The organism is Atopobium sp. oral taxon 416 (genome assembly GCF_018128285.1).
Lineage (GTDB): Bacteria > Actinomycetota > Coriobacteriia > Coriobacteriales > Atopobiaceae > Olsenella_L.
The window spans coordinates 1,126,446-1,152,478 of sequence record NZ_CP072380.1; the positions used below are offsets into that span (position 1 = coordinate 1,126,446).

Below are 26,033 nucleotides of genomic sequence, written 5' to 3' on the forward strand. Positions count from 1 at the left end.
GATTTACTTGTCGTGGACGCCACCGACTCAGGCAAACCCAAGAAAGAAGAAGCGGAAGCGGAGGACCTAGCGGTGGACCATAAGGCACCGGCGGACCATCTGTTTGCGATCATCTTACTCGTGAGAAAGCAGGGCTATGTACGCGAGGTGCTGCTTGGCAACGTGAACAACGTCGAGAAAACCGATGTACTGCTGCCGGACCCTACGCAGAAACTCGGCACCTACGCAATCATTTACCTCTCTGGTCTCTCAATCATCTTTGCGGATAGGAGGCGTACGATTGCAGGGCAGGAGTCGATGATCATTCCGGATGGACTGCTGCAGTGCTCCAAGGTCGCATCTCCCAAGGAGGTTATCGGAATGGTGACGATGATGGTGGAAGATGTAGCAGAGGAATACGGATTGACCCTAGCGGTCGAGGTCTCAAAGCCAAGGCCTGCGTGTCCGGGCAGGCGGATGAGACACGAAGTGTGGGCCCCTCGATGTGGGCAAGAAGATCTTTGAAAACCATCCTGAGGCGCAGGGGCGCTACGGGGAGAAGATTGAGCATGCAGTCCGGTGGTGGTTTCCCGTGAAGTGGCCGTGAAGCCTTCAGCGGTACATAGAATGGCGAAGAATCACTGGATCTGTGTCGATACCGGCGTCGAGATCATTTTCCCGAGTGAGTACACCAACAACGGCCAACATATAGAGTTCACAAATCTGCTCGATCGCCATATCGCAATCACGATCAAAAGGGTCGAGTATATCGAAAACCGTTAATCGTCGTGTTCGGTCTCCTGATTGTCCTGTTCAGCGTCTTCTTCCTGGGTCTCAGGGGAGGGCGCTGTTTCTGTATCTGAGGTATCGGAAGCTTCTTTGCTCTCGTCTTCGGATTCCTGGTCGGCTGACTCGTCAGCTCCTGCAGGCACGTTGTCGTTCTCCTCTGGTTCAGCGTCTTCGCTATCCGAAGTTCCCTCAGTCTTATCGGAGGTCTCAGAGTCCTCTGTGAATTCTGAAACAGCTGCCTCAGTATCCTGAGTGTCTGTTTCAGTTGCATCAGACTTGGACTCTGCTGTACCTGAGGTATCGCTCTGCTCCTCGGATGTCTTGTTGCCATCAGAGGTTTGTGGCTGCTCTTCGGAGCGCGCAGTGTCAGTTGACTCGGCAGCGTTGTCTCCCGCTTTGTCCGTGTCCCCTGACTTAGATTCCCTGTCAGAAGATTTGTCTGCATCGGGTTCAGATGCCGCAGCGTCCTCAGGCTTTGCTTTCGGTTTGGGGGCTAATGATTTGGCCCAATTAACAAAGAGGGCAAAGAAAGGCTGCTTGTTTATATCCTTCTGTTTGTCTTCCTGCTCATCCGTCGGTTCATCTTCCGGTTTGGGGAGCATCGTGAAGTGGAAACGGCAGGCGGGATCGCCTGTCCCGAGGCACATGGACTGCTTAACCTTGATGCCGCCGAGCTCTCCCCAGATATTCGGGAATCGGCACACCGCATACATGAGCTCCGGGATGCCCATCTCCTGATAGAGGCGCAGGATTCCGCAGCGTCTGACGGTGAGGCGGAAATCATCGTGCCCGTCACCGGCCATATATGTGTAAGCCCAACCATAGGTGGGGATGGGGCTTCTCATATTTGAGCGCAGTGCACTGTGCTCCACCGTCGCTTGTCCTTCAGGTGTGAAGAAACGGCGCATACGTGGGGCGCGGGAGCGCATGAAGGCGTTGTTTCGTGTGGCGTCTGCAAAGAGTGCCGCAATCTCTGCAGGGCTGGGAGTGAAATCCTTTCCTAAAACTTTTGATCCGAGATAGATGGCGGCCAGCAGGCTTGCCCTGAGCAGTGCGTAATCAAACATTGGCCCCTGTTCGGGGCTTTTGATGCTGGCAATGGTTTGCCGATAGTATGAATGGCTTGCACGTAATACGAGGTCCGCCTGGGTTTTCCCGTAGCGGCGTGTGAGTTCTTGTTTAAGGGTGGGGTGATAGATGCCCCAGTATAGATGGGGAACAATACCGTAATGCATTATGGGTTCTTGGCTCCTTGAGTTTATCTGAAGTGCTTTAAGGATACTATGTCTTAGGCTTCTTAAAGCGTACAAAATATGAAGACCATCTCACTAACAAGGAGGGTAAGGCTGTGAGCGCAACCTTTATCAATCTTGCGATTGTCATGGCAATCGCAGGTATATCCCCCTACATTGCCTCGCTGATCCCTGGCAGGGCGATTCCGGAAGTCGTCTTTCTGGTTTTTGCAGGAGCCTTGCTCGGTCCCAATATGGCGGGAGCCCTCACCGTTTCGGGGGATGCGGTCCAGTTTTTAGCCCAGTTGGGCATGGCATTCCTGTTCTTAAACGCTGGATATCAGATCGATATAGACGATCTGAAGGGGAGGTCCGGCGGCTTTGCGATCGGCGCCTGGTTCGTCTCCTTTGCGCTCGCGATGCTCGTGACCACAACGCTTGTAGCTCAGGAGTTTGCCGGACAGGCAGAGCTTGCTTTTGCGATCTGCTTGACGACCACCGCCTACGGTACGCTCGCCCCGATTATGGAGGACAGAAACCTGACGGGGACCCGGGTCGGCAAGGCGACCACGGTCTACGCAGCCTACGGTGAGCTACTGCCAGTGATTGCGCTCTCGCTGTTGCTTTCAGCCCGTGGGGCGCACACGACGCTCCTTGCTTTCTTTGTTTTTATCGCTGTAATTCTCTTGATCATCGCACTACCGAAGCTTGCTCCTCGTACCGTGAAACAACTGCAGACTTACTTACAGAAGAATGCCTGGGGCGGTTCAAGGCCGATGCTCAGGGTCGCGATCTTCCTCTTGGTGCTAATGGCTATGGTGGCCTCGGTGCTGGATTTGGATGTTGTGCTGGGTGCGTTTGTAGCAGGTTTCTTACTCGATAAGTTTGCCCCGGACAATAAGGTGCTCAAAGAGAAGCTCTCCGATATCGGGGATGGCTTTCTGACCCCGATCTACTTTGTGGTGTCCGGCGCCCAGATTTCGTTGTGGGCGGCGGCCAGCAATGCCGGCTTGCTCCTCTTCTTTATCCTGCTTCTTATCGTTATCCGTGGTGGTGTGGTTGCCCTCTCACTCAAGTTCAACCCCGACACCCGTGACCTGCCTCCCCAGGAGACCTATGTAGTCTCGGCGTATTGCACTATGGCACTGCCGCTCATTGTGGCAGTGACCTCTACGGCGGTCTCCTCGCACATCATGAGTACAACGACGGCTTCGGTGCTGGTCTGCGGCGGTGCGATCACCGTGCTGCTGATTCCGATCGTCACGAGCTTTGTGCGTATCTCGACTGAGGCCCACCCGGTGGAAGCGGTGAGGGAATATGCGGATGCCCGAGGTGAGAAGAGTTGGGAGAGCGTTTGGGCACCGCACCGGCAGCATCTGCGTATCTCGGAGCGGCTCTTCAATCAGGCGGTGCGGCAGCAGCGCCAATACGGGCACAAACTCGACTCGGTTGAGTACATCGTGAAGCACGATGCGCGGCTCCGCGAGAATCAAGAGCAACCACATAGCCAAGGTTCTGAGGACATACGTATAAAGAAAACAAACACCCGCTAGGGGATGCCCGTCGACTTCTTGATTGCGGGCTGTTGCCTTTATGCGAACTCCGTGTGGATGCGGGAGCGTTCAAAGTGTTTCGGTCCGGTGGCTGCCTGTTGGTGTGCGGGGTGGCCGGCTGCGATGAGGGAGAAGGGGACCAGGTTGTCTGAGTTGGTCAGCCTGATTGCGGAGGCAACTTTTCCCATCCGTTTCGCATCAGGATACGTCGCCTGCCACACAGCGCCCAAGCCGAGGCGAGTCGCTTCGAGTAGGATGTTCTCACAGCAGGCTCCCATGTCCTGTGGCGCCATCTCCGGCATGCGTATGTTGGCGGTCTTCATACAGGTGACGATTACGAGGGGAGCACGCCCGCAGGGTTGCGCGTAGGGGGAGCTGTTGGCGAGCAAGGCTCTGCGCTCAGGGTCTCTGACAACCCAAAACTCCCACGGCTGTTGGTTCATTGCGGATGGGGCGGCCATCCCTGCAGCGAGGATATCCCTCACGTCTGATTCCGACACATCCTCGTCAGTATAATTTCGCACGCTTGTGCGCGCAAAAATGATGTCGCTGTCCATCTTGAGAGCTCCTTTGTCCATATATAGTGACTTTATTGTATTCCACCGGGATAAAGATACACAATATGGCTCTTCGGTAGTTTCTATGGGCGGAATCCGCCCAAGCGCCCAGATGGAAGCGCGGTGACAAGGCAAATAAAGGAGAACGGCCCCGTCTGGGGCCGTTCCCGCGTCGGGCAGGGTAGGGCTACGTCTGCTACAACAACCTAGCGGAAAGGCCCTGACGCATGAACAGGATACTACGCTGCGCGCTCGCGCTGGCGCACACCGTGATCGAATACGTACGCATCGACGACGACCGAGTCGTCGTCGGGGTGAGGCCGTGGAGGAAGGACGGCCTGCGCTGCCCCGTCTGCGGCAAGAGATGCGGCTGCTACGACAGGTCGCCGAGCCCGCGATCGTGGAGGGCGATGGACCTGGCCCGCTCGACGTGCTTATCTGGAGTACGCGACGAGGCGGGTCGCCTGCCCGGAGCACGGCGTTCTGGTCGAGGCGGTGCCCTGGGCGAGGCCCAGGTCGCGCTTCACGCGCGACTTTAAGGAGTAGGTGGCGTGGCCTGGCACGGCGCGGATCCGGCCAGCGCCGTCGCGGAGCTCTCGCGCGTGGAGTGGCACACGCTCGGCGAGGTCTACGCCGACCTGCAGGCCGCGCGCGGCAAGGGGCGCTTCGAGGGTGTAAGGCGCATCGGGATCGATAAGACCTCCTACAAGAAGGGCCACAAGTACCTGATTGTCGTCGTCGGCCACGACCGGGGATGTCTGATATGGGCCCACGAGGGGTACGGCAAAGACGTGCTGGGCCTTTTCCTGGACGAGCTCACCTGAGAGCAGAGACGCGCCATCGAGGTCGTCACCGCCGACGGCGCGAAGTGGATAAAGACGCTACTCCGGCACCGCTGCCCACACCGCGCGCTGGGTCATGGACCCCTTCCACGTCGTGCAGTGGATGAACGACGCCCCCGCGAGACCGGCCGGGGCGGCCGCGCAAGGGCGAGGAGACCCCGGCGGAGGCCAGGGCGCTCAAGGAGGCCGCCGACGCGATCAAGGGCAGCCGCTTCGCCCTCGTGAAGAACCCCTGAGGATCTCACCGACGCGCAGCGCGCCAAGCTCGACGCGCTGAAGAAGAAGGCAGCTTCGCGCCTATTCAGGGCATGGGAGTTGAAGGAGGACCTGCGGGCGGTGTTCAGGGCCGGGTGAGCCAGCGAGGCCGCGGCGTTGCTCGACGCGTGGCTGCGCGCCGCCGCGTACTGCAGGATCAAGCCCATCGTCGCCGTCGAGAAGAAGGTGCGCAGGCGCAGGGCCGACGTGGTCGCGGCGGTTGAGCTCGGAACCGGCAACGGCCGCGTCGAGTCGATCAACAACAAGATCAAGGTGACAATCAAGATGGGCTATGGGTTTCGCAACGCGGACAACCTGATCGGGCTGCTCATGCTGAGGTGCTCGGACAGCAAGCCGCAGCTTCCGGAAAGGTCAGGGAAAAGCGCGAGAAGGAGGGCCGCCTAGACGGGACTGCCTCCCATAGAAACTACCGAAGGCTCCTTTTTCTTCCTTTTGGATATGCTGGAATGTGTGGATGTAGCTATACCATATCCAGAAGGCAGATAGGCATCTATGTGGGTATGGGCACTGTGTGGTTCAAGACATTTTAAGCCGGCGGCATACAGCGTGCAGCCCCGCTGGCCTCATCGAGCCGAATTGATCATCGTTTCCCTAGCGTACCCAGTTTCCGAGATTTCAGCAAGATAATATGCGGGTGTCGGCCCTGGCGACTTCTTACATGTGGCGCAGGCTGTCCTGAACTCCTTTTCGCTGGGTTGCTCCAGGTGCTCAGAGAAGGGTTGCGGGGGAGCTCCAGGCGCACTGACAGCAAAGAGTTCAATCAGGATGCACCTGGGATAGATGATGATCCGATAATTTCTGGTCTCCGGAACCGCTCGCCTGAAGTCTGAAATTTAGCACGGAGATTAACGCCAAACTACAGAGCAACATTACCACTATGTTGGCATTTGTATGGGTACACTATAGCATATGTAAAGCATTATGCTCTATTTGGGGGTGAGAATATGGCGTCTACAGTAATGGTAAATATCCGTATGGATCCAGAGACCAAAAAGGGTATGGAAGAGACTTGCCGTGATCTGGGCATGAGCATGACCACAGCGTTCGTGATCTATGCGAGAAAGGTGGCACGTGAGCACCGCATCCCTTTTGAGGTATCGGTAGATCCCTTCTACTCGGATGAGAACCAGGCACACCTTCGCCAGGCAAAGGCAGACCTCGATGCAGGCCACAGCATCGTCCATGAACTGGCAGCAGACGATGGCGCTGAATAAAGTCTGGGCCCCAGAAGCCTGGGATGACTACATATGGTGGCAGACGCAGGACAAGAAGACGCTCAGGCGGATAAACGCTCTCGTGAAGGATATCGAACGCAATGGCGTGTCCTCGGGCACAGGAAAGCCTGAACAGCTACGAGGCGATCTTTCTGGGTTCTGGTCAAGACGCATCGACTCACAAAACCGCCTGGTCTATCGCGTCGTCGGCGCTAATCTTGAGATTGCCCAGTGCCGTTCGCACTACGGAGATCGCTAAGCAAATCATTTTTACGATGATCTCGTATCCAGATAAAACCTTATCGAGCTAATCCGTATTGGGCGCCTTCTTGAGCTGTTAGTCAGAAGCCGGAAATTTGCGAAAGCGTGGCGCTGGCAGCACCAAGCGTCTTGTCAACTAGGGGCGACATGCAGACGTGGTAAACTAGTATCAATTGTGGCGTGTGACTTCGGCCCACACCTGGAAGAGCCCGATGTGTCGGGCTCTTCTTATGTCGAGACATGGTGCATAAGCGCATGGCATGACAAGGCGCTCAAGGCGGTTGCTCGCAAGAGGCTCCGAGTCATCTATGCGGTGATGCGCGACCGGGTACCGTATGTGGAGCCGCCGGCGGAAGATGTAGAAAAGTCACCTGCTACGGCTTGACAGAACTATAGGGACACCCCCCTGCTACACGTGCGATGGCGCCAGCACATCGTCCAGCATCTTGAACGCGCCGATGGCCACAGAGACCAGCACAATTGTCTCGTCGTTCACGATCACGGTGCCGCCCTCTTTCAAGTACTGCTGGGCACGAAGTACCTCTATTGCCTCGAAGTCAACTATTGCGTCAGCGTAACCCGGATCTGCGACCATCGAGTCTACATGGCTTCCCATGCGGATGACCGTGGAGACGGAGCCGCCTCTCTGGCTCATGCCATGAATCTCGGAGATCTTCACGTCGAGGTCAGCCTCTGCTGCTGTCATGGCCAATATGTTTCCAGCCAGGATCGTGCCCTAGCCGCCGACACCGACGAGAAGCACGGTGCGGGTGCCTTCCAGCTCAATCTGCTTTCCGGCAAGCCCGACAGAGGAGCTCTTTGTGGATGCTGTTGCGTGCGGCATAGCTACTCTCCTTCCTTGATGCAGCCGAAGGGGCAGGACTGGATGCACTGGCCGCAGCCGATGCACTGATTCGGATCGATGACGGCAGGGCCGTCCTCAGCCCTGCCGAGTACCAGGCAGTCTATCTAGATGCAGGTCCCGCACTTGCTGCAGTCGACGATATGATGCTGCGGGTGTGTGGAGCGGTCGATGAGGTGGCAGGGCGAGCGGAATACGAACGTGGAGAGCTTGTCCTCATGCTTCACCGCTGTCCTCAGTACCTTCCTGATGCTTGCTGCATCCTGGGCATCGATGGTCTCGACCTCGTCTGCCCCCATGGCACGGCACAGTACCTCGATATCGAGGTACTGTGCCGTGGAGACAGAGAGCGGAGAGACGCCTTGAGCCTGCTCGGAAAGCGTGACGCCGTTGCACGGATCTCCCCGTACTCCCGTCATGGCCATCATCCTGTTGTCGAGGATGCAGAGCGTCCCCTTGCCGTCGTGATCGTGCCTGGCAAGCTCGTGATGCCCGAGTGTGCAAACTTCGAGTCGACGATGATGCCGACGACAGGGTGCTTCGTTCTCTTACCAGAACGAGCCAGCTCCATGCCGTGTGCCATTGAGAGCGATGCTCCCATATCGATGACGGAAGCGACAGCCTTGTAGGGCGCGACGGTACCGAGCATATAGCAGCCAATGTCTCCTGTGACGAGGACACACATCTTGTGGAGACCGACGTACACAAGGCGGTGCGGGCAGCCCCTGTGCAGGGGCAGGGTGGGGCGGCTCGCCGATGCCGAAGGCGGCCTTGATGTGGGCAGGCAGGACCTCGCCACCACGCGGAAGCGGGCCCTGGGGCGGCACAGACACCTCGATGTCCAGTACCTTCACGTGGTTTGCGAAGTAGGTGCAGGTCTCCTCAACGACGTAGAGCTTATTCACGGACAAGGCGAAGTCGCAGAGTTTCTTTGGCGGCAAAGGCCAGGTGACGCTGAACTTCGGTGTGGACGCTTCAGGCAGCACCTCCCTTACATTGTTGTAGAGAGCACCGGCGCAGGTGATACCGATCTCGGGATCGTGCATCTCGACACCGTTGAGCGGCGTCGCTTCGACCCATGCCACGAGTGCATCCTCGCGCTTATCCATCGCGATGCGGCGCTTCACGGCGAAGGCCGGCATCATGACATACTTTTTCCGGGTGGGACTCGTAGGTACGAGGTTCAACCTCTTTGCACTCGCCTTCCACCTCGACCATCGTCCTCGTGTGGGCGATGCGCAACATCTCATGGTGCATCACGGAAGTATCGAGGCGCTCCGAGATATCGAAAGCCTCCTTCGCGAAGTTATACATCTCCTCGGAGTCGGAAGGATCCAGGCATGGCACGGGCGCGAAGGCAGCGTAGTTTCTCGGATCCTACTCGTTCTGCGAGCTGTAGCACAAAGGATCGTCTGCCATAGAGAGCACGAAGCCGCCATTCACGCTCATGTCCGCAACGGACATGAAGGGATCTGCAGCGACGTTCAAGCCCACATGCTTCATCGCGGCGCAGGAGTGCACGCCTCCCATGGGACGCCGATCGCGACCTCCAAGGCTACCTTCTCGTTCGGTGCCCACTTGCAGGTGGGCCATCCTTCTTCACAAGGTTCTCGGGCATCTCGGCCGAGGGCGTGCACGGGTATACTGCACCCACGGCGACGCCTGTCTCCTCTAAGACTGGTTCTCGTAGTCCACAAGCCCCTGCGCGCCGTAGCGGTGTCGAAGGAGCGACTTCTCGATCTTGCTTGTCGCATTGCGCGACACATCCGCGAAGATGATCCTGCGCGGCTGCCTGTAGTGCGCGACAGAACTTGTTGATATCGTCTTCCGTGGCATGAGAGCCCGGCTTCAGCTCCACGACAGCGCAGGCAATCTCTCCCAGGCACTTATCGGATAGTCCTATCACGGCCACATCCTGGATATCCGGATCTCCTGACATGAAGTCCTCGATCTGGACCAGATAGAGGTTCTTTCCGTCCGTGATGATGGCATCCTTCTTGCGGTCCACAAGCCAGTAGAACCCGTCCTCGTCCTGACGAGCCATGTCCTCCGGTATGGAGCCATTCATCCTGGAGCACCTCCGCCGTAGCGACAGGGTCCTTGTAGTAGCACTCCATGAGGCCCAGACCCTTGACACAGAGCTCGCCGACAGCGCCCTGCTCTACCTTGCAGCCGCTCTCGTCCACGATCTTGTCCGCCCAGCGGTAGCCGGGCATGCCGATAGCACCCACATGGTCGATGTTCCCGAGCCCCAGATGCACACATCTTGAACCCGTCGATTCTGAGAGGCCATAGTTCGTGTCGTACTGGTGGCTCAAGAAGACCTCTTTCCAGCGCTTGATGAGGTTCTTCGGCACCGGCTGGGCGCCGATATGCATGGGGTGCCACTGATCGAGGTGGTAATCAGAGAGCGTGACCGTCCACTTCTCGGTGGCAGTAAGTATGTCCTGTGCCCAGGGCACGAGGAGCCACACAATCGCACAACTCTCGGAAGAGGGGGTCGACTCCGACGATATGCCGCAAAGGAGCACGTCCTTGCCGCCCACAAGACGGCTTCCCACCAATAATGCATCATGGCACCGGCATGGTAAACAGGAACACGTCCTCATGCACGGTCTTATGGCGCACTGTTTCCGTCGCTGCTACCTGCGTGAGCGAGCGGTGATGGTGAAGGATCGCCTTCGGGAAGCCGGCCATGCCAGAGGAGTAGTAGATGGTGGCATCCTCATCCTCCGAGAGCGGGATCAAGGGGTTCGTAGAGGTACAGAGCGCCGCAAGCTCCCAGTAGTTCTCTGCCCAGGTCGGGCAGTCGTCTCCCACATAGAAGAGAAAGCGTCCCTTCTTGATCTTGGGCACAATGGCCTCAGCCCTGCCCATGAACTCGGGACCGAAGACAAGGATCGTCGCATCCGACTTTTCGAAGCAGTACTCGATCTCGTCTGAGGCACAGTGGAAATTGAGCGGCACGGCCGTGGCGCCGGTCTCGAGGATTCCAAAGTAGAGCGGCAGCCACTCGATGCGGTTATAGAGCAGAAGGGCCACTCTGTCGTCTTTGTGGACGCCACAGGAGAGCAGGAGATTCGCGAGGCGGTTCGACTTCTCGTCGGACACCTTCCAAGTCGTCTCTTCTGTACGGACTGTCCTCTGTCGTCTCTACAAGCTCATACTCGCGCCACGTGACCTGGCGGTCGTTCTGCATCTCTGGATTCACCTCGACAAGAGCGCACTCGTTGAGGTATGCCGTGGCATTGTGCCGCAACATGTCTACGACGGTCACAGCTGCTCCGCTCCCTCGATGGACGTTTCAGCCTCTTTGGAGCGCAAGCTCCAAACTTCATCAGCGTAGCGTATTGAAGAAGCCGCCTATCCCTTGATGCGGCCAGCGGCAACCGAGCTGTAGCATTGACGTGGGCTTGCCGTACCTCAACGCCAACTCATCCTTCAATCCGTGTTACGCTAGCCGCATATACGCAATTGGACTTCAGAAGGGATGCGCGCAATGGGAAGCTTCCCGAAGACGCTCTTCTACCGAATGCAGGGCTTCTAGCCCCTTGGGCGCATGGAGCGCTGCCGCACATCCCTGAAAAAGAAATCTGGGGATACCTATGCCTATCAACATCCCTGACGGCCTGCCTACAAAGAAGATACCGCACAACGAGTACTTCTTTGCCCTCGAAGAGGAAGTGGCTGCCTCCCAGCAGATCCGCCCACTTCGTGTCATGCCCCTGAACCTTATGCCGACAACGATCGAGACCGAGACGCAGATCCTGCGCCTCATCTCGAAATCCCCTCTGCAGGTAAGCCTCGACTTCATGCGCGTCTCAAGCCATGAGGTTACGCACTCGAGAGACCACCTCGTGAAGTTCTATGAGACGTTCGCTACCTTGAAGGCCAACAACTACGATGGCCTTATCGCCACAAGCACACCCGTCGAGCAGATGCCCTTCGAAGATATGGACTACTGGCAAGAGTTCACTCGACTGGGCAGATACCCCTGTGCTCTCGATGATGCGTCTCTGCTGGGGCGCGATGACAAAGCTCTGTACAAGTACGGCATCCACGAAATCGATCTACCGGAGAAGCTCTTCGGCGTCTTCTCACAGAGGCTCTGCGACGAGTACAACTTCCTGGCGAACGGCTTCGACGAGCTCCTCTACATGCCGTACTCCCGGCACGCGATGCTCGACGAGGTAGAGCTCAGGCTCCATCCCAAGCTCCAGGTACTCTCAGAGGGCATCACGAGCGGACCTGCAATCATTGCGACGCTCGACTTCCACGAAATCTACCTCACGGGGCACTTCGAATACGGCAGGGGTATACTGGCGTGATACGAATGCAGGAAAGCCGCTCAAGCTGCCCGTGAACTACTTCCCGGGAGGCGATCCTACCTACCAACCACGCCCCACCTGGAAAGCCCATGCCAACTTCCTCCACTGGAACTGGCTCAACCGGGTCTACCAGATGACGCCATACCGCTTCAAGGACACCCCGCTACTGTAAAGCAGCTCCACGCCCACGCCACCAGCACCGTGGACAAGTTCGAGTGCTGATCTGAAGTATATAAGGAGCACCACCCCATGAAACAGGCACGACCCTATCCAAAGGCATATATCACGAGAAAGGCCGCACGCATGCTCTCCCAGGGCTATCTCTGGGTCTTCGAGGGAGAGGTCAAATCTCTCGAGCCCGCAACTGACGGGCGTGCAGTTAAAAATGGCGATATCGTCGACCTCTTCGAGGAGAACGGTACCTGGCAAGGGGCTGGCCTTCTTTCCGAAGAGTCCAAGATCCGCGTACGCGTACTTTCGAGGAACGCGAACGACCACTTCGACGAGGACTTCTGGAGGCGGCGCATCCTCTGGGCCTGGGAACACAGGAAAGCTGTCATGGGGAGCAGGTCCTTGCCAGGCGTCGAGCCTGACACAAACTGCTGCCGCATCCTCTTTAGCGAGGCTGACGGAGTCCCAGGCCTCATCGTCGACCGCTACGAGGATGTGCTCGTGGCACAGGTGGGGACGTATGGCATGGAGATGAGGAAGGGGATGCTCTTCCCCCTCATCCTCGATGTAGTACGTTCTGATGGTCAGAAGATCCGCGGCATCTACGAGCGTGCAGATTCTCCTGCAAGGAGGCTCGAGGGGCTCAGCCTCCACAAGGGCTGGTGGCCAGAGCCGGGACAGCCTGCCCCCGAGAGCACACGGGTCATAGCACAGGAGAACGGCCTTCTCTTCGACCTCGATATAGAGAACAGCCAGAAGACCGGCTTCTTCCTCGACCAAAAGTACAACCGCAGGGCTGTGAGGGAGCTCGCACAGGGCAGGCGTGTCCTCGACTGCTTCAGCCATGTAGGCCCCTTCGGGCTCAATGCTGCAGCAGGAGGAGCAGAGTTCGTACGCTGCATCGATATCTCCGACACTGCCATCTCGCTTGCCCGCGAGAATGCAAAGCTCAACCACCTCGAGGATAAAATGGACTTCACCTGCGCGAACGTCATGGAGTACCTGCCCGAGCTTGTGAAGAGCAAGGCGCGCCTCAAGGAGGAGGGAGGTCCCTTCGACCTCATCATCCTTGATCCTCCTGCCTTCACGAAGAGCCGCTCTGCCGTGGCACACGCAAAGAAGGGCTACCGCGAGATCAACGAGTGGGCCATGCGCCTCCTTCCCCGCGGAGGATACCTTGCCACCTGCTCATGCTCGAGGTTCATGACAACAAGGCTCTTGGAAGAGGCAGTTGCTGAAGCAGCGCGCAATGCGAATGTGCAGCTCAAGCAGATCGAGCTCAGACAGCAGGCTCCGGACCATCCGATTCTCTGGGGGATGCCGGACACCCACTATCTGGACTTCCTGACGTTACAGGTCGTGTAGCTGCACGCTTTTCTGCCTTCCTAACAGCACGCCTGGTCTGGAAGAACTCCTTGGGAAGTGCAGCCGACTCATCTGCCAAGACCCCTGGCGTGGCCTCGAACTCATGGTTCAAGCGCAGATCGTGACTCACATCAAAGAGCGTTCCCGGAGCCCCGCTTTGGGGTCCGATACCCCATAGACGCAGCGATCGATGCGAGAGTTCACCATAAGCCCTGCACACATGAGGCAGGACTCAAGCGTCACATAGACCACGCAGTCCGAAAGGTACCAGCACCCGAGCTTTCCAACCGCTTCTACCATCGCACAGAACTCCGCATGGACAGAGGGATCATGGTCAAGCTCACAGCGGTTATGTACGGAAGCTACAGCTTCTCCATCGCAGACGACGGTGACACCCTGCCGGAACCCCCCCCGGCAGCACAGCCGGCCCCTGAAGCGCTTGTCAGCCTCGCGCACATCTTTCTCCTTGGAGCCCCATGCCATCCTCTCTATGCAGAACCCGTATGGCACCTGTCTATGATTCCAAGCCTAGGGAAACGATGATTAATTCGCTTCGATGAGGTCGCTGGGGTCACACGCTGTATGCCGTCGGCTCAAAATGTCTCGAACCATACAGTGCCCATATCCACATAGATGCCTATCTGTCTTCTGGATATGGTATAGCTACATCCACACATTCCAGTATATCCAAAAGGAAGATATGAGCAGCCAGATGAGCTTTCAAGACCTTAAATCCTAAGGTAAAAGGAGAAAGACTAGGCAAGAGGCACTCTTAGAGCGGATGGATGTAATCGTTGTGTGGGATAGCCGGATTGCACTGGTAGATACCAGCTACCACTGACAGGCGCGTGTCAGGCATGTGCGCGCTGCAAAGACGAAGCTTAAGGATGTATCTTGCTTTAGGTCATGTTTGCTCTCTTAAGACGAGAGAACCTAAAGATGCTATCCTGGATTGCCACTCCTGGCAGCGCTTCTGTGCACGTAGACCTCATGCAAGCACAGGTGCCAGATGCGACGACACTCGCGAAGATGTGCCATAGCCTTAAAGCGAGAGGAGTTCGGCAAAGCTTGTGCTTTACGCCTGAACTTAGAGCTCGAAAAGGCAGGGATCACGGCGCGGGGCGGCTCCATGGTGGATGTGACCTTCACCTGGGCTCTTAAGCTTAACGAAGAACAAAGACCTTGCACGCGACCCTTAAAGCGCACCAGTCCAAGAAAGGGGGAGCCTGGCGTATCGGATACAAGGCGCATAGCGGCGTGGATACCGCAGGTGGCCTTGTGCATGGTGTGGAGACGATCGCCTAGAATGTATCTGACATATCCTGTGGCACACACACTCGTAAGGGAAGATGATAGGTTCTGCTGCGCAGACTTTAGGCTATATAGGTATAGCGAAGCGCCCTTAAGGACGCATAAAGACCCACACCTCTCATCTATGCGCTAAAGTGTTGCTAAGGAAGCCTTCGACCATAGAGGGCCTTGCCTGTGCGCTCTTCTCCGAGAAAGGCATCGAGTCCAGGAAGGTATCCGGCCGCTTAAAGGTAGAGCATCCCTTCCTTATCGTGAAGCGGCGCTTCGACCCCTTAAGGAAGCGCTACAGAAGGATAGAGAAGATGTCTGCACACTCAAGTCTTTCTCGCCCTTGCAAACCTTATCCATGTGCATCTTTTGCCGGCAGGCTGCACCTCCCGGCTCCCAGAGTCGCTTGATCCGTCTTGGAGCCTTCTTGCGGTGCATGGGACAGGACAAATGTAAGGATAGCGGCTTCTGCACGTGCTGGATGAGTATCTTTCCCTGCCTTTCCTGCATGCCGGCCTAGAAAAGTCGTGTGGTCGGTCCTCTCTGACACGTTATGGGGCATTAATCATCGTTTCCCTAGGATCGCCACGCAGCAGTAAATGCCCTGTACTGTCTTTCTCCACATTCATACGAATCTCGGTTTCGTAGGCATACGATAGCTACGATAAAGCGCATCGTAGCTATCGTATGCTATGATTCTCTACGATGCTATCCCCAGTAGATAGGAGCATCCATGAACCGTGAGGGACCGAGTCTTGAATACAAAGCTGCCATCACATCATCATTTCTGAGTCTTCGGTAGTTTGTGTGGCCCGGAGCTCGGCTAGGCAGCCTTCGCCTTGTCTGCCCTCTCCTTGCTCCTCTTCCTGTCGCGTTCCCGGTCCTTCCGCTTGCGCTCGTCCCTCTTCCGCTTCTCCTCCGCCCTGCCCTCCCAGGGCAGCGCAGGCTGCTCGTCGAAGCAGTGCAGCATGATCAGCGCTCAGAGGTTGTCGGCGTTGCAGAATCCATATCCGCTGGCTATGGTGACCTTGATCTTGTTGTTGATGCTCTCGACGCGCCCGTTGCCGGTTCCGAGATTCACGGCGGCTATCACGTCGGCACGCCTGCGCCTCACCTTCTTCTCGACTGCGACGACGGGCGCGATCCTGCAGTATGCGGTGGCCTTCAGCCAGGCATCGAGCAGCCCTTGTGCCTTATGCGCATCCTTTGCGCGGAAGACAGCTCTCAAGATCCTCCTTGAGCGTCCATGCACGTGCAAGATGGCCCTCTGCGCGCTTCAGCTCTAAGAGCCGCTCCCTCTGCCGCGCGCTCAGGTCCTTAAGGGTTCTTCGCGAGCGCATAGCTGCTCCCCTTGATGCGAAAGGCCTCCGCCGAGAGGCTGCGTGCACGCTCCCTGAGCTTCCCGGCACGTGCTGCGCCCTGGGCCTTTGCGGCCCTCGCCTGCCTGTCTGCCTGGTGCGCTGTCTGCCATTCGTCGCGCCTCACCTGGTCGAGCGCATCGTTTATCCATTCGACCACATGGAAGGGGTCCATGACCCATCTTGCATTGGAGCAGCGCTTCCTGACCAGCTCTTCTATCCACCTCGCTGCGTCTGCCGTGACGACCTCGATCGAGCTTTTCTGCTCGCGCGTGAGCCCGTCCAGGAAAAGCGACAGCACCTCCTTGTTGTATCCCTCCTGTGCCCAAACGAGGCATCCCGATCATGGTCGACAACGGCCGTGAGGTATCTGTGGCCCTTCTTGTAGCTCGTCTCGTCTTATGCCTTTGCGCCTCAGGCCGTCGATGTGGCCCTGTCCGCGTGCAGCCTCGATCTCCTCCTACACCCGTCTGCAGATGCCGCCCACGCTCTTCCACTCGATCCTGGCCAGCCTTGCAGTCCATAAGATCGGGCTGTGAACAGCAAGGCACGCCACCTAGTCCTTAAAGTCACGGGTGAACCTCGATGCCGCCCTTGCCCATGGCACGCACTCGACGAGCACTGCGTGCTCGGGGCAGCTCACGCGTGCGGGGCGCTACTTAAGGTAGCACCTCGAGGAGGCGAGCTCCATCGCCCTCCACCGCCTCGCCGGCACGTGGTCGTGGCAGCTGCAGCGGTGCCCACACACCGGGCACCTCAGCTGCTCGCGCCTGTGCGGCCTCACCCGCACGACTATCGAGTCCCCCTTATCGCGGCCCCCACCACGACAGTCTTCACAAGCGACAGGACGTAACGCAGAATCGTTCCCATGCGCGGTCCTCCCGTCGGATCGGATGCATTTGACGAAGTGAAATACTGCGGGAAAACAGCGCCGAACGGCCCCTCGCGGGGCTGTTCGTCTTGAGACTGCGTGTTTTCTGCATGCGAGCTGCGCAAAGCCATGGCGGGCTACCCACACAAACTACCGAAGAGCCCACAATATCGATTTTCTTACCGGAGTTTCTCGGGGTGAAGTGTATAGGAGGATGGGATGACCCTTCAGCAGCTTCGCTAGTGATAGAGATTGCTAGCGTCGGTTTCATGTCGGCGTGGCGGCCCATCTCTATGTGGTGCAGTCTTCACTTTCTAAGGCAGTGGTTGAGCTGGAAGCAGAGATGGGTACTGCGATCTTTGAACGCTCCCAGCGCAGCGTCACCCTGACTGAAGAGGGGACTCGGTTTCTCTCCTATGGCCGGCAGGTGGTGGAGCTCGTGGTCCTGTTGGAGAGACAGTACCAGCCTGGGGCAAAGCCGCTGTGTCGGGTCTTTGCAGTGTCTGCACAGCGCTACGCCTTTGTCGTGAATACCTTTGTAGTTCTGGTCAAAGAGTACTGACATTCCCGCCTCGAATTCCCCTATCAACTGCAACGTCTGAAAGTGAAAGACTTCTCAGGGTGTCTTGTTAGCGAGGCATCTATTCGGTCTTAGGTTGGTAGCATTCGTATAGAGCTGTCTGACTTCAGATAAGGTGGTATCAGGAAAGCTTGTACACTTTGGGAGGTACTCTTAGATAGGGCCATGAGTGTTTTTCAACGCTCGCTTTTTGCCACAGGTGATAAGGCAGGCAGAAGAGAAACTTAGCTTTCAGTGTCTGTGTGACATCTCTGTGCTGTGCAGATCTCTTTGTCTTTCTTTGGTGTGCTGGTCTTGACAGGACAACCAGATACAGCAAGCTTTCCTGTCTTAGTTACAGCTCGTGCTGTATGTGTCTGTGCAAGAGGTAGCGCTTAGGTATCTTGTGCTTCCTGCTGACAAGTGTGAGGCCCTTATCTTTCCCCACAGTGTGCTATCTGCCTTCTCAGTCTTTGATCCTTAAAGCGCTCATCTGCCTTATCGGGTCTGTCGGCGATATCGTGGGGAACTCGATACGTATAAGACCAAGCTATCTTTAAGTGTGCGATCACTGATAGCTCTGCAGAGCGTGGCACAGGCTACAGGAGATGATCCCTTCTTTAGTGTGGGCCTTCCTGTGATCTGTTGTGGTGATAGCTGACAGTTGACAGTCTTGTCCTGCACACAGGCATAGAAGCTCTTTGAGACTTCACTGCCTGCATCTGTTGCAGCGCCCCTGTGCAACAGATGCCTCTGTATCGCATATCGGATACTTCCCGGTTGCATGAGCTTGCTGCAGACTTACAAGCTATGGTCGACTTGTCGCAATGTAGCTTTCTGACAATCTTGGGATATGTCTTTGCCTTCCCCGATTCATCTACGATCAGGGCATCAAAAACTCCTTCTCCTTTGCGGAGGAGCCTCATGTGACTGAGCCGGTTGAGAAGGCGATCATCGTGAGCGACTGGGCAAACCTCTTCAATCTGCTGATCGGGCTCTCTGGTTACGCGATCTCCTCGGGGATTCTGAGTGCAGATCTAGATGGGGGAAATATTGTAGCGGTGCCGTTTATTCCGGGCGGGACCACGGAGATCGGCTACATCCACCAGGCGTATCTGCCTTTGACGCCGTTAGCGCAGCGCTACCTTGCAATGCTCAGGTCCTACATTGACTTTTATTTCTCTGAGCATGATATCGGTGGCGAGGCGATCGAACAGTAGTGTTGCAACCTGTTTTCGCTTTTCGGCGTGTATACCGCCTTGAGGATGCAGTAACCTACAACAGGTATATCCAATGTTGCGTTTTAGAAGAAGGGATCACTTATGCCACTCAGCCTCAATCACAGTCTTTCGGCGCTTGAACCCTCTGAGATCCGGGTGTTCAACAGGATGGCGGCACAGACGCCAGGGTGTATCGCATTGACCTTGGGAGAGCCGGGTGAAACGACCCCTGAGCCGATTCGAGCTGAGGTCACATGCTCTTTGCAGGAGGGAAAGACCCACTACCCACCCAACAATGGGACGCAGGAGCTCAAAGAAGCGATCAGCAAGTATATGGCAGATGAGGGAATTGGTTATGACCCGGATCAGATCATTGTGACTTCAGGCGCTACTGAAGCCTGTTTTGCGGCACTCATGACGATCGTAAATCCAGGGGATGAGGTGATCGTACCGGTCCCGAACTTCTTACTCTACGGTGCCATCACCACGATCGCCCGGGGAAAGTTCGTATCCCTCGATACCACTCCGGACCATTTCCAGATCGATAAAGAGAGATTGGAGGCAACGATCACCCCGCGCACTAAGGCGTTTGTCTTAGCGTCGCCGACCAATCCGACGGGCTGTATCCTGAGTAAGGAGAGCCTCGCCGCGATTGCAGAGGCTGCCGGAGCGCATGACTTCTACGTGTTGGTGGATAGCGTGTATGAGAAGCTGGTCTACACCGATGAGTATATGAGCTTCGCAGCAGCCTACCCTCAGCTCAAAGACCGCACGATTGTGGTGAACAGCTTCTCCAAACCCTATGCGATGACCGGATGGAGGCTGGGATGGCTTGCGGCGCCTAAGGAGCTGATGGGTCCACTCTCGATGGTCCACATGTACACAATCTCTTCAGTGGTCTCTTTCACGCAGGATGCCGCCGTGAAAGCGTTAGCCAGCGATGTGGAGCCGTTCCGGCAGAGCTATCAGAAGCGTCGGGATATTGTGATCAAGGCCCTCAAAGAGATGGGGCTTGAGGTCACCGTTCCAGAAGGGGCTTTCTATGCCTTTCCCTCAATCAAAGGTTTGTGCGACGAAGAAGGTAGGCAGCTGAGTGCCCGGGAGTTCTGCATGCGGAGCATAAAAGAAGTCGGAGTTGCCCTCGTCCCCGGAAACTGCTTCGGGGCAGAAGGCTTCGTCCGGCTGAGTTACGCGACTGATGAGGATACCTTACGTGAAGGTCTCAAGCGTCTTGCCACTTTTGTGAAAAAGCTGCGTTGCTAAGGAATGCGGATCAGTTTCTCGTAGGTATGCAAACCGACGAGCAGGATCTCCTCATCGAAGTTGAAGGTCGATGAATGTAGCGGGATGTGGGTGCCCGTCCCCAGGAGCAGGAAGACGCCCGGGAGCACCTTCTGATACCAGGCGAAGTCGTCGGAGATCAAAAGTGGCTTGTCGATGGTATGCAGCTCGTCGCCGAGCGCCGTCTTGGTCTGCTTAAAGAGGGCAGGATCATTGAGGACTGGGGGATACCCCTCGTTGAAGTAGGTCTCCTGAGTGCACCCCTGAATCTGTGCGACATTCTCCGCGATAGCAGGGACCTGCTGTCTGATCCGCCCATCCATCTCGTTTGAGAAGGTCCGTAGGCTGCCTTCGAGTACAGCCCGTCCGGCGATCTGGTTTCTCACTTCTCCGGCCTGCATGTGGCCAAACTTGAGCAGGCAGGGTTCCTGTGTGGCGCATCGATTGAGGTAGGCTGCGCAGTCGTTGTAGAACATGGCAGCGCTCGCCAGGGCGTCACAGCCCTGCTCTGACTTTGCGATATGGGAGGCTTTTCCTATGAAGGTGACCGTAGTTTCGTGGGAGGCTGCTAAGAGCGCTCCCGGGCGTGAGGCGAGCATTCCCTTAGGGAGATCGGGCCACAGGTGAAACCCGAAGATCCGGTCGACATGCAGATCGTCGAAGATCTTGGACTGCACGATGTTCTTTGCGCCGCCGGTGGTCTCCTCCGCAGGCTCAAAGACGAGGAGCACTGAGCGGGGGAGTTCATCGGCGTGCTCCGCCACGTGGTGCGCCAACCCGATGAGCATCGCCATGTGCCCGTCGTGGCCACAGGCGTGCATGCGTCCTGTGTGTTTTGAGGCAAAGGGGAGGTCGGTCTTCTCGGTTACCGGGAGCGCGTCCATATCGGAGCGCAGGGCTGTGGCATGTTCTGAGCCTCGGTCGACAAAGAGGCACAGTGCCGATTTACAGGGTTTTAAGATCTGAGCTTTTTGTCCGTTGTCGTGGAGGGTGTCGATGACCTCAGCGAGCTCATGTTCCACATAGGCGATCGTCTCAGGGAGATCGAAGTCGGTCTCGGGTATTTGATGCAGGTCGCGCCGCCAGCGGCGCAGGTCTGCTACAGTTGGTTCTGCCATAGGTACAGCCCGCCCTTCGTGTTGAAATAAACGGCTCTATCCTTTCATTATAGGGTGGAGAAGTGCTGCTCAACGTTTTCCCCATGCATCAAATCTGTTACGGATCTGTGGAGCCTTGTGCCATACTTTCGTATAATGGCTACGTTCTGTGCAAACGCGACAACGGATGGAGGGCTACATGACAGCCATCAGACGGCCATTTTGCACGAAAGAGCAGCTGGAGACGATCGCGAAGAAGTATCCGACACCCTTTTATCTCTACGACGAGAAGGGGATCAGGGATACTGCGCTCAAAGTCAAAGCCGCATTCTCCTGGAACAAAGGATTCAAAGAGTATTTTGCCGTGAAGGCGACCCCGAATCCCATAATCCTCGCGATCATGCGCGAATACGGCTTTGGGTTTGACTGCTCCAGTGAAGCGGAGCTCATGCTGATGGAAGCGATGGGTGTCCCCGGCGAGGATATCATGTTCAGTTCCAACGATACCGCTGCCGCAGACTTTGCCTATGCGCATCGGCTGTACGCCCAGATCAATCTCGACGATATCACCCATATCAAGACTTTGGAGTCGGTGATCGACAAGCTTCCGGACTTCATCAGTCTGCGCTTCAACCCGGGTGGGGCCTTCAAATTCGCCAATGGGATCTTCGGAAGTCCCCAGGATGCAAAATTCGGTTTCACCGAGGATCAGGTTATCGAGGCAGTCCGCTACTTGCAGAGCAAGGGGGTCAAGCGCTTTGGACTCCATGCGCTACTTGCCTCGGCAACGCTCAGCGATGACTACTATCCGACGGTAGCGAAGTTCCTGTGCCGGCTGGCGGTGAGACTCAAACAGGAGCTCAGCGCCGACGTGACCCTGATCAACCTCTCCGGAGGCGTGGGTATTCCCTATAAGCCTACTGATCCCGCCAACAACATCGAGGTGATCGGCGAGAAAGTACATCAGGTCTTCGATGAGATCTTGAAGCCTGCTGGGATGCAGGATGTTGCGCTCGCGACCGAGATGGGCCGCTTCATGTTAGGGCCTTACGGCGCACTCGTGACCCGCGTTATCAACCTGAAGCACACCTACGACGACTATGTGGGCGTCGATGCCTGTGCGGCAGACCTGATGCGCCCGATGCTCTACGGCGCCTACCACTACATTACGGTGATAGGAAAAGAGGATGAACCTAAAAACCACACCTACTCGGTGACGGGTGGGCTCTGCGAAAACTCAGATAGGTTTGCGACGCATCGACCACTGCCTGAGGTTGAGACCGGTGATCTTCTTTTCATTCACGACTGCGGCGCCCACGGGCATGCGATGGGCTATAACTACAACGGTAAGCTGCGTTCGGCGGAGATCCTTCTGCGGGAAGACGGCAGCACGATGCTCATGCGTCGGCGTGAGACACCGATGGACTACTTTGTAACGCTTGACTGCCTGCCGATCTACAGGACACTACAGGCGATCTACGACAGAAAACTCGAAAGGGGAGAACACTGACCATGCGTGAAGAAATGGATGCTCAGCACATTATCGACTACATCGCGACGGCTCCGAAGAAGACTCCGGTGAAACTCTTTTTGAATCTGAAGGAAGGCTCCAAGATCGACTGGGGAGATGCCCATGTCTTCGGCGACGGGCCTTCGCACATCGTCTTCGGGGATTGGTCTGAGCTGCAGCCGATCCTGGCGGCGCACGAGGATGAGATCCAAGACCTCGAGATCGAGAATGACCGCCGGAACTCCGGTGTCACGCTGCTTGACCTGAAGAACATCAATGCCCGTATTGAACCGGGCGCTATTATCCGCGAGAAGGTCTCCATTGGAGACAACGCGGTCATTATGATGGGTGCCGTGATCAACATCGGCGCCGTGATCGGTGAGGGCACGATGATCGATATGGGTGCCGTCCTCGGCGGCCGCGCGATCGTAGGCAAACACTGCCACATCGGGGCGGGCACCGTCCTCGCAGGTGTCGTGGAGCCCGCAAGCGCTAAGCCGGTCACGATCGACGACGATGTGATGATCGGCGCTAACGCGGTCGTGATCGAAGGCGTCCACGTGGGCAAAGGCGCGGTCGTGGCTGCCGGCGCCGTCGTAATCTCCGATGTGCCGGAGAATGCTGTCGTAGCCGGATGCCCTGCAAAGGTTGTCAAGATGAGGGATGCCGAAACCGAGAGCAAGACGGCTCTGATTGACGCCCTGCGCAATCTGTAAGGTGCTTGCTTCCTGTCGAGCTCAGGATAGATGAACTCGACAGGGACAGGTGTCAACAGACACACATATATACAAAAAGTGACGGCCCCCACACCTGAGGTGTGAAGGCCGTTGCCTGAATGCCCTTGTTCTGAACCTGAGCCGGTTAATTCGTGCTGCTCATTGTTGAGTTTGAGGAACCACTCCCGGCTGAGGAGGAAGTGTTGTTGCCCTTGTTCGAAGAGCTGTTGCCATTCTGTGAACCGGAGGTTGAAGAACCGGTGCCGCTGGTGCCCGTGGAGGAGCTGGAACTGCTCTGTCCTGAGGTGTTGGAGCCGGTGTTTCCACTCGTTGTAGAGCTGCTGTTCGATCCGGTGCTACTCTGGGAGCTGCCGCTTGTGCTGTTCGGGGTAGAGCCACTCTTGTTGGTTGTGGCACCCGTGGAGCTGCTTGAGCCGGTGTTGCCCGATGCCGTGTTGTCGGTGCTGGACGTCGTGCCACTGGTGGTATCACTGGTCGTGCCCGTATCAGTGCCGGTTGTGTTCTCCTGGTCGACTGCGGATGCGTTCTCATTGGCGGTCTCGTCGTTGGTGTCGCTCTCATTCGCACGGTTTCTTCTGTCAGCTGTCTGATTGCCGGTATCCTTGTTGAGGCCAGAGCCGGTGGTCTCCTCCTGCGGTGCGGGATTGAGGATCGCGGTCTTCTGGCCTAAGCCTTCACCGGCGGTGACGGTGTTGATAATGACAGCCGTGATGATAACCGCGACGACAGCCGCGATCGTCGTGACGATCGCGATATTGCGCTTCGTCTTACTCTGGCGCTGTTTCTCCTTGTTCAGGAGTTTCTTGGAAGCGATGCGGGTGCCGTCCGGGCCGATCTCGTAGTTGTCGAGTTCGGAGGAATCCATCACGCCTTGGACTTGCTCATTGCCGTGGTTGGAGAGGTTCTCTTTGATCTTGCTTGCGGAGCGGGACAGGATGTTCTTGTAAACGCTCGTGACAATCGCAGAGATACCGGCGCCGAGACCGACACCGATGAGTGAGCCTGCGATACCGATACGGCCGGAGAGCAGGGTTGAGGTGACTGCTGAGAGCCCGGTTGCCAGGACCTGGGCGAAGGAGATATCGGAGAAGATGCCCTTGTCCTTTTTCTCAGGCTGCGCCGCAACCGCCTGGCTGTTGCTGACCGCCTGGTAGGGATTGGTCTGCGGCTGGTAGTAAGGATTGTCGGCGTCCTGATAGAAACGGGTGGTGGCTTGTTTTTTGAAATAGGTTGAGCGCCGCTGTGTCGGGACGCGCTGGGCGCGCCTATCTGTCATGCCGGGCTCGACGACCGTTCGGTCAGCCTCGCCTTCGGTGGCAACGCGGGCACGCTTAGCCATGTCCGGGTCGGCTACGGTTTTGTCCGCATCCTCTTTGAAGTGTGCGGCATCATTTCTTTGTTCGGGCGAAAAGTACTGCGTCTTATCGCTGTCTGTCACAGGAGATTCCCCCTTGAGTATGTATCAGACGTATATATCGGTGAAATCGAATCTTACAGTATAGAAGTTAGGTATGGCTCTGATGTGTGTCGCAGAGATTGATTTTTGATCCTTCACATCTGTGTGGAAATACTGAAAGCAGGCATATGGAGGCGGAAGGATCGCTCGGTTGCTCTACTCAATTCTACACATTTTAGGCATCTAACGGCGCAGAGGGCCACGTTTGCCGAAAAAATCTCTGTTCTGCCTGGTTCAGATAGTGAAATAATCCGGTAAAAGTGTAATACTTAGCTGAGTACGTGCTTGTCAAAACCGTCAGACGGAGGTTTTAAGATGCTCGTTAATGCAACACACATGCTTCAGTCAGCTGAGAAGGGCCACTATGGTCTGGGTGCATTCAACACCAACAACCTTGAGTGGGCTCAGGCAATCCTTACGGCAGCTGAAGAGGAGCAGTCACCGTTGATTGTTCAGTGCTCCATGGGCGCTGCAAAGTATCAGGGTGGCTACAACGTCGTTTACAACATTGTCAATACCCTCGTTAAGAACATGAACATCACGGTACCGGTAGCCCTACACCTCGACCACGGCAACTATGAGGCATGCTTCGAGGCTATGGACGCAGGCTTCACCTCGATCATGTATGATGGCTCTCACGAGAAGAGCTTCGACATCAACGTCGAGCACACCAAGGAGCTCGTCGGCATCGCTCATAAGAAGGGCATTTCCGTAGAGGCTGAGGTCGGCGGTATCGGCGGCACCGAGGACGGCGTCACCGGCATGGGTGAGATCGCAGACCCGAAAGAGTGCAAGACCATCGCTGATCTCGGCGTTGACTTTCTCGCCTGTGGCATCGGTAATATCCACGGCCTGTATCCGAAGAACTGGAAGGGCCTGCAGTTTGATGTCCTCGGCAACATCAAGAAGGAAGTTGGAGACCTCCCGCTTGTCCTTCATGGCGGCACCGGCATTCCTGTTGACCAGGTCAAGAGGGCAATTTCCCTTGGTATCTCCAAGATCAACGTCAACACCGACCTGCAGGTTGTCTTCTCCGCAGCAACCAAGAAGTACTATGAGGAGAAGAAGGACGAGCTCGAGAAGGGCTACGATCCTCGTAAGGTCTTAAAGCCGGGAAAAGAGGCTATCGTTGTCCGCACCAAGGAGCTTATGGAAGAGTTCGGCTCCGTCGGCAAAGGCTGGGAGTAGTCACTAATAACTACCTATAGTCTGAGCT

At 56.6% G+C, this 26,033-nt stretch carries 33 protein-coding genes and 5 pseudogenes; 19 read left to right on the top strand and 19 right to left on the bottom strand.

Features of this window, described 5'->3' with window-relative positions; all coding sequences use genetic code 11:
• Positions 1-12: 12 nt before the first annotated feature.
• Both J4859_RS06100 and J4859_RS06105 read left to right on the top strand, forming a co-directional pair.
• Positions 13-504 (top strand): hypothetical protein, encoded by a 492-nt coding sequence (locus J4859_RS06100; protein ID WP_212334242.1) that lies wholly within the window; start codon positions 13-15, stop codon positions 502-504.
• 102 nt (positions 505-606) lie between these two features.
• A complete protein-coding gene (locus J4859_RS06105) occupies positions 607-762 on the top strand; it encodes a hypothetical protein (protein ID WP_212334244.1) in 156 nt (51 codons plus the stop codon).
• Here the strand turns inward: J4859_RS06105 and J4859_RS06110 are convergent.
• On the bottom strand, positions 759-2,003 hold the full coding sequence (locus tag J4859_RS06110; protein WP_212334246.1) for an L-2-amino-thiazoline-4-carboxylic acid hydrolase: 1,245 nt from the start codon (positions 2,001-2,003) through the stop codon (positions 759-761). The two genes, J4859_RS06105 and J4859_RS06110, sit on opposite strands and share 4 nt — an antisense overlap.
• 113 nt (positions 2,004-2,116) lie before the next feature.
• Here J4859_RS06110 and J4859_RS06115 point away from each other — a divergent pair, with 113 nt between their 5' ends.
• Positions 2,117-3,553 (top strand): cation:proton antiporter, encoded by a 1,437-nt coding sequence (locus tag J4859_RS06115; RefSeq protein ID WP_212334247.1) that lies wholly within the window; start codon positions 2,117-2,119, stop codon positions 3,551-3,553.
• A gap of 38 nt (positions 3,554-3,591) precedes the next feature.
• On the opposite strand, the gene J4859_RS06120 is transcribed toward J4859_RS06115, so the two are convergent.
• On the bottom strand, positions 3,592-4,110 hold the full coding sequence (locus J4859_RS06120) for a nitroreductase family protein (protein ID WP_212334248.1): 519 nt from the start codon (positions 4,108-4,110) through the stop codon (positions 3,592-3,594).
• A 227-nt stretch (positions 4,111-4,337) separates the two neighbouring features.
• On the opposite strand from J4859_RS06120, the gene J4859_RS06125 reads away from it, so the two are divergent.
• The 6 genes and pseudogenes from J4859_RS06125 (at position 4,338) to J4859_RS06150 (ending at position 6,701) form a co-directional block, all read left to right on the top strand.
• Positions 4,338-4,649 carry a hypothetical protein gene (locus J4859_RS06125; RefSeq protein ID WP_212333077.1) on the top strand — a complete coding sequence of 104 codons (312 nt, stop codon included), beginning with the start codon at positions 4,338-4,340 and terminating at the stop codon, positions 4,647-4,649.
• A 63-nt stretch (positions 4,650-4,712) separates the two neighbouring features.
• Positions 4,713-4,934: a transposase gene (locus J4859_RS06130; protein WP_212334250.1), complete on the top strand. Its 222-nt coding sequence runs from the start codon at positions 4,713-4,715 to the stop codon at positions 4,932-4,934.
• Between the two features lie 258 nt (positions 4,935-5,192).
• Positions 5,193-5,306 (top strand): annotated as a pseudogene (locus J4859_RS17600) (hypothetical protein); the annotation flags it as partial.
• Between the two features lie 18 nt (positions 5,307-5,324).
• On the top strand, positions 5,325-5,612 hold the full coding sequence (locus J4859_RS06140; protein ID WP_212330117.1) for a transposase: 288 nt from the start codon (positions 5,325-5,327) through the stop codon (positions 5,610-5,612).
• Between the two features lie 560 nt (positions 5,613-6,172).
• Positions 6,173-6,442, top strand: a complete 270-nt coding sequence (locus tag J4859_RS06145; RefSeq protein ID WP_212334252.1) for a type II toxin-antitoxin system RelB/DinJ family antitoxin — start codon at positions 6,173-6,175, stop codon at positions 6,440-6,442.
• Positions 6,411-6,701 carry a Txe/YoeB family addiction module toxin gene (locus J4859_RS06150; RefSeq protein WP_249113776.1) on the top strand — a complete coding sequence of 97 codons (291 nt, stop codon included), beginning with the start codon at positions 6,411-6,413 and terminating at the stop codon, positions 6,699-6,701. The genes J4859_RS06145 and J4859_RS06150 overlap by 32 nt, the downstream gene beginning before the upstream one ends.
• A 411-nt stretch (positions 6,702-7,112) precedes the next feature.
• Here the strand turns inward: J4859_RS06150 and J4859_RS06155 are convergent, their stop codons facing one another.
• The 10 genes and pseudogenes from J4859_RS06155 to J4859_RS16840 form a co-directional block, all read right to left on the bottom strand.
• Positions 7,113-7,433, bottom strand: coding sequence for a 2-oxoacid:acceptor oxidoreductase family protein (locus J4859_RS06155; protein ID WP_371812232.1), 321 nt, complete (start codon positions 7,431-7,433; stop codon positions 7,113-7,115).
• A 116-nt stretch (positions 7,434-7,549) separates the two neighbouring features.
• Positions 7,550-7,672 carry a 4Fe-4S binding protein gene (locus J4859_RS17605; protein ID WP_212335161.1) on the bottom strand — a complete coding sequence of 41 codons (123 nt, stop codon included), beginning with the start codon at positions 7,670-7,672 and terminating at the stop codon, positions 7,550-7,552.
• A pseudogene (locus tag J4859_RS06165) lies at positions 7,673-8,017 on the bottom strand (hypothetical protein); the annotation flags it as partial. It lies immediately after the preceding gene.
• A 96-nt stretch (positions 8,018-8,113) separates the two neighbouring features.
• The gene (locus J4859_RS06170) at positions 8,114-8,710 is read right to left on the bottom strand and encodes a hypothetical protein (RefSeq protein ID WP_212334265.1); all 597 of its coding nucleotides are present in this window, start codon (positions 8,708-8,710) and stop codon (positions 8,114-8,116) included.
• Positions 8,667-8,912 (bottom strand): hypothetical protein, encoded by a 246-nt coding sequence (locus J4859_RS06175; RefSeq protein WP_212334267.1) that lies wholly within the window; start codon positions 8,910-8,912, stop codon positions 8,667-8,669. The genes J4859_RS06170 and J4859_RS06175 overlap by 44 nt, the downstream gene beginning before the upstream one ends.
• A 30-nt stretch (positions 8,913-8,942) precedes the next feature.
• Positions 8,943-9,095: a hypothetical protein gene (locus J4859_RS06180; protein ID WP_212334269.1), complete on the bottom strand. Its 153-nt coding sequence runs from the start codon at positions 9,093-9,095 to the stop codon at positions 8,943-8,945.
• A gap of 141 nt (positions 9,096-9,236) precedes the next feature.
• Positions 9,237-9,401 carry a hypothetical protein gene (locus tag J4859_RS16160; RefSeq protein ID WP_249113862.1) on the bottom strand — a complete coding sequence of 55 codons (165 nt, stop codon included), beginning with the start codon at positions 9,399-9,401 and terminating at the stop codon, positions 9,237-9,239.
• Between the two features lie 22 nt (positions 9,402-9,423).
• A pseudogene (locus J4859_RS16165) lies at positions 9,424-9,477 on the bottom strand (hypothetical protein); the annotation flags it as partial.
• Entirely contained in the window at positions 9,452-10,111 is a 660-nt protein-coding gene (locus J4859_RS16835; protein ID WP_212334273.1) for a class I adenylate-forming enzyme family protein, read from the bottom strand. The pseudogene J4859_RS16165 and the gene J4859_RS16835, both read right to left, overlap by 26 nt.
• A 25-nt stretch (positions 10,112-10,136) precedes the next feature.
• On the bottom strand, positions 10,137-10,676 hold the full coding sequence (locus J4859_RS16840; protein ID WP_212334275.1) for an AMP-binding protein: 540 nt from the start codon (positions 10,674-10,676) through the stop codon (positions 10,137-10,139).
• A 494-nt stretch (positions 10,677-11,170) separates the two neighbouring features.
• Between J4859_RS16840 and J4859_RS06200 the strand changes: the two are divergent.
• A pseudogene (locus tag J4859_RS06200) lies at positions 11,171-12,065 on the top strand (homoserine O-succinyltransferase).
• Between the two features lie 77 nt (positions 12,066-12,142).
• The gene (locus J4859_RS06205; RefSeq protein WP_212334283.1) at positions 12,143-13,429 is read left to right on the top strand and encodes a class I SAM-dependent rRNA methyltransferase; all 1,287 of its coding nucleotides are present in this window, start codon (positions 12,143-12,145) and stop codon (positions 13,427-13,429) included.
• 126 nt (positions 13,430-13,555) lie between these two features.
• Here J4859_RS06205 and J4859_RS06210 read toward each other — a convergent pair whose 3' ends face one another.
• Positions 13,556-13,885, bottom strand: coding sequence for a nucleoside deaminase (locus J4859_RS06210; RefSeq protein ID WP_371812198.1), 330 nt, complete (start codon positions 13,883-13,885; stop codon positions 13,556-13,558).
• A 726-nt stretch (positions 13,886-14,611) separates the two neighbouring features.
• On the opposite strand from J4859_RS06210, the gene J4859_RS16845 reads away from it, so the two are divergent.
• Both J4859_RS16845 and J4859_RS06215 read left to right on the top strand, forming a co-directional pair.
• A complete protein-coding gene (locus J4859_RS16845; protein ID WP_256436833.1) occupies positions 14,612-14,734 on the top strand; it encodes a hypothetical protein in 123 nt (40 codons plus the stop codon).
• 143 nt (positions 14,735-14,877) lie between these two features.
• Positions 14,878-15,138: a hypothetical protein gene (locus J4859_RS06215; protein WP_212334285.1), complete on the top strand. Its 261-nt coding sequence runs from the start codon at positions 14,878-14,880 to the stop codon at positions 15,136-15,138.
• Between the two features lie 413 nt (positions 15,139-15,551).
• On the opposite strand, the gene J4859_RS06220 is transcribed toward J4859_RS06215, so the two are convergent.
• The 4 genes and pseudogenes from J4859_RS06220 to J4859_RS16850 form a co-directional block, all read right to left on the bottom strand.
• Positions 15,552-15,698 (bottom strand): hypothetical protein, encoded by a 147-nt coding sequence (locus tag J4859_RS06220; protein ID WP_212334286.1) that lies wholly within the window; start codon positions 15,696-15,698, stop codon positions 15,552-15,554.
• Between the two features lie 9 nt (positions 15,699-15,707).
• The gene (locus J4859_RS06225) at positions 15,708-15,956 is read right to left on the bottom strand and encodes a transposase (protein ID WP_212334288.1); all 249 of its coding nucleotides are present in this window, start codon (positions 15,954-15,956) and stop codon (positions 15,708-15,710) included.
• 89 nt (positions 15,957-16,045) lie between these two features.
• Positions 16,046-16,408 (bottom strand): annotated as a pseudogene (locus J4859_RS06230) (transposase); the annotation flags it as partial.
• 333 nt (positions 16,409-16,741) lie between these two features.
• A complete protein-coding gene (locus J4859_RS16850; protein ID WP_256436834.1) occupies positions 16,742-16,870 on the bottom strand; it encodes a hypothetical protein in 129 nt (42 codons plus the stop codon).
• A gap of 364 nt (positions 16,871-17,234) precedes the next feature.
• Between J4859_RS16850 and J4859_RS06235 the strand changes: the two genes are divergently transcribed.
• From J4859_RS06235 to J4859_RS06245, 3 genes are all read left to right on the top strand, one after another.
• Positions 17,235-17,519: a LysR family transcriptional regulator gene (locus J4859_RS06235; protein ID WP_256436835.1), complete on the top strand. Its 285-nt coding sequence runs from the start codon at positions 17,235-17,237 to the stop codon at positions 17,517-17,519.
• Between the two features lie 923 nt (positions 17,520-18,442).
• On the top strand, positions 18,443-18,736 hold the full coding sequence (locus J4859_RS06240) for a hypothetical protein (RefSeq protein ID WP_212334297.1): 294 nt from the start codon (positions 18,443-18,445) through the stop codon (positions 18,734-18,736).
• 102 nt (positions 18,737-18,838) lie between these two features.
• On the top strand, positions 18,839-19,999 hold the full coding sequence (locus J4859_RS06245) for a pyridoxal phosphate-dependent aminotransferase (protein WP_212334299.1): 1,161 nt from the start codon (positions 18,839-18,841) through the stop codon (positions 19,997-19,999).
• On the opposite strand, the gene J4859_RS06250 is transcribed toward J4859_RS06245, so the two are convergent.
• Complete coding sequence (locus tag J4859_RS06250; RefSeq protein ID WP_212334301.1) at positions 19,996-21,135, bottom strand: amidohydrolase; 1,140 nt, start codon at positions 21,133-21,135, stop codon at positions 19,996-19,998. The genes J4859_RS06245 and J4859_RS06250 overlap by 4 nt on opposite strands.
• Positions 21,136-21,313: 178 nt before the next feature.
• Between J4859_RS06250 and J4859_RS06255 the strand changes: the two genes are divergently transcribed.
• On the top strand, positions 21,314-22,624 hold the full coding sequence (locus tag J4859_RS06255; RefSeq protein ID WP_249113778.1) for a diaminopimelate decarboxylase: 1,311 nt from the start codon (positions 21,314-21,316) through the stop codon (positions 22,622-22,624).
• A 2-nt stretch (positions 22,625-22,626) separates the two neighbouring features.
• Positions 22,627-23,340 carry a 2,3,4,5-tetrahydropyridine-2,6-dicarboxylate N-acetyltransferase gene (dapD, locus tag J4859_RS06260; RefSeq protein WP_249113779.1) on the top strand — a complete coding sequence of 238 codons (714 nt, stop codon included), beginning with the start codon at positions 22,627-22,629 and terminating at the stop codon, positions 23,338-23,340.
• Positions 23,341-23,485: 145 nt separating this feature from the next.
• Here dapD and J4859_RS06265 read toward each other — a convergent pair whose 3' ends face one another.
• Positions 23,486-24,799 (bottom strand): hypothetical protein, encoded by a 1,314-nt coding sequence (locus J4859_RS06265; RefSeq protein WP_212334307.1) that lies wholly within the window; start codon positions 24,797-24,799, stop codon positions 23,486-23,488.
• A 333-nt stretch (positions 24,800-25,132) separates the two neighbouring features.
• Between J4859_RS06265 and fba the strand changes: the two genes are divergently transcribed.
• The gene (gene fba / locus J4859_RS06270) at positions 25,133-26,005 is read left to right on the top strand and encodes a class II fructose-1,6-bisphosphate aldolase (protein ID WP_212334309.1); all 873 of its coding nucleotides are present in this window, start codon (positions 25,133-25,135) and stop codon (positions 26,003-26,005) included.
• The last annotated feature ends 28 nt before the right edge of the window (positions 26,006-26,033 follow it).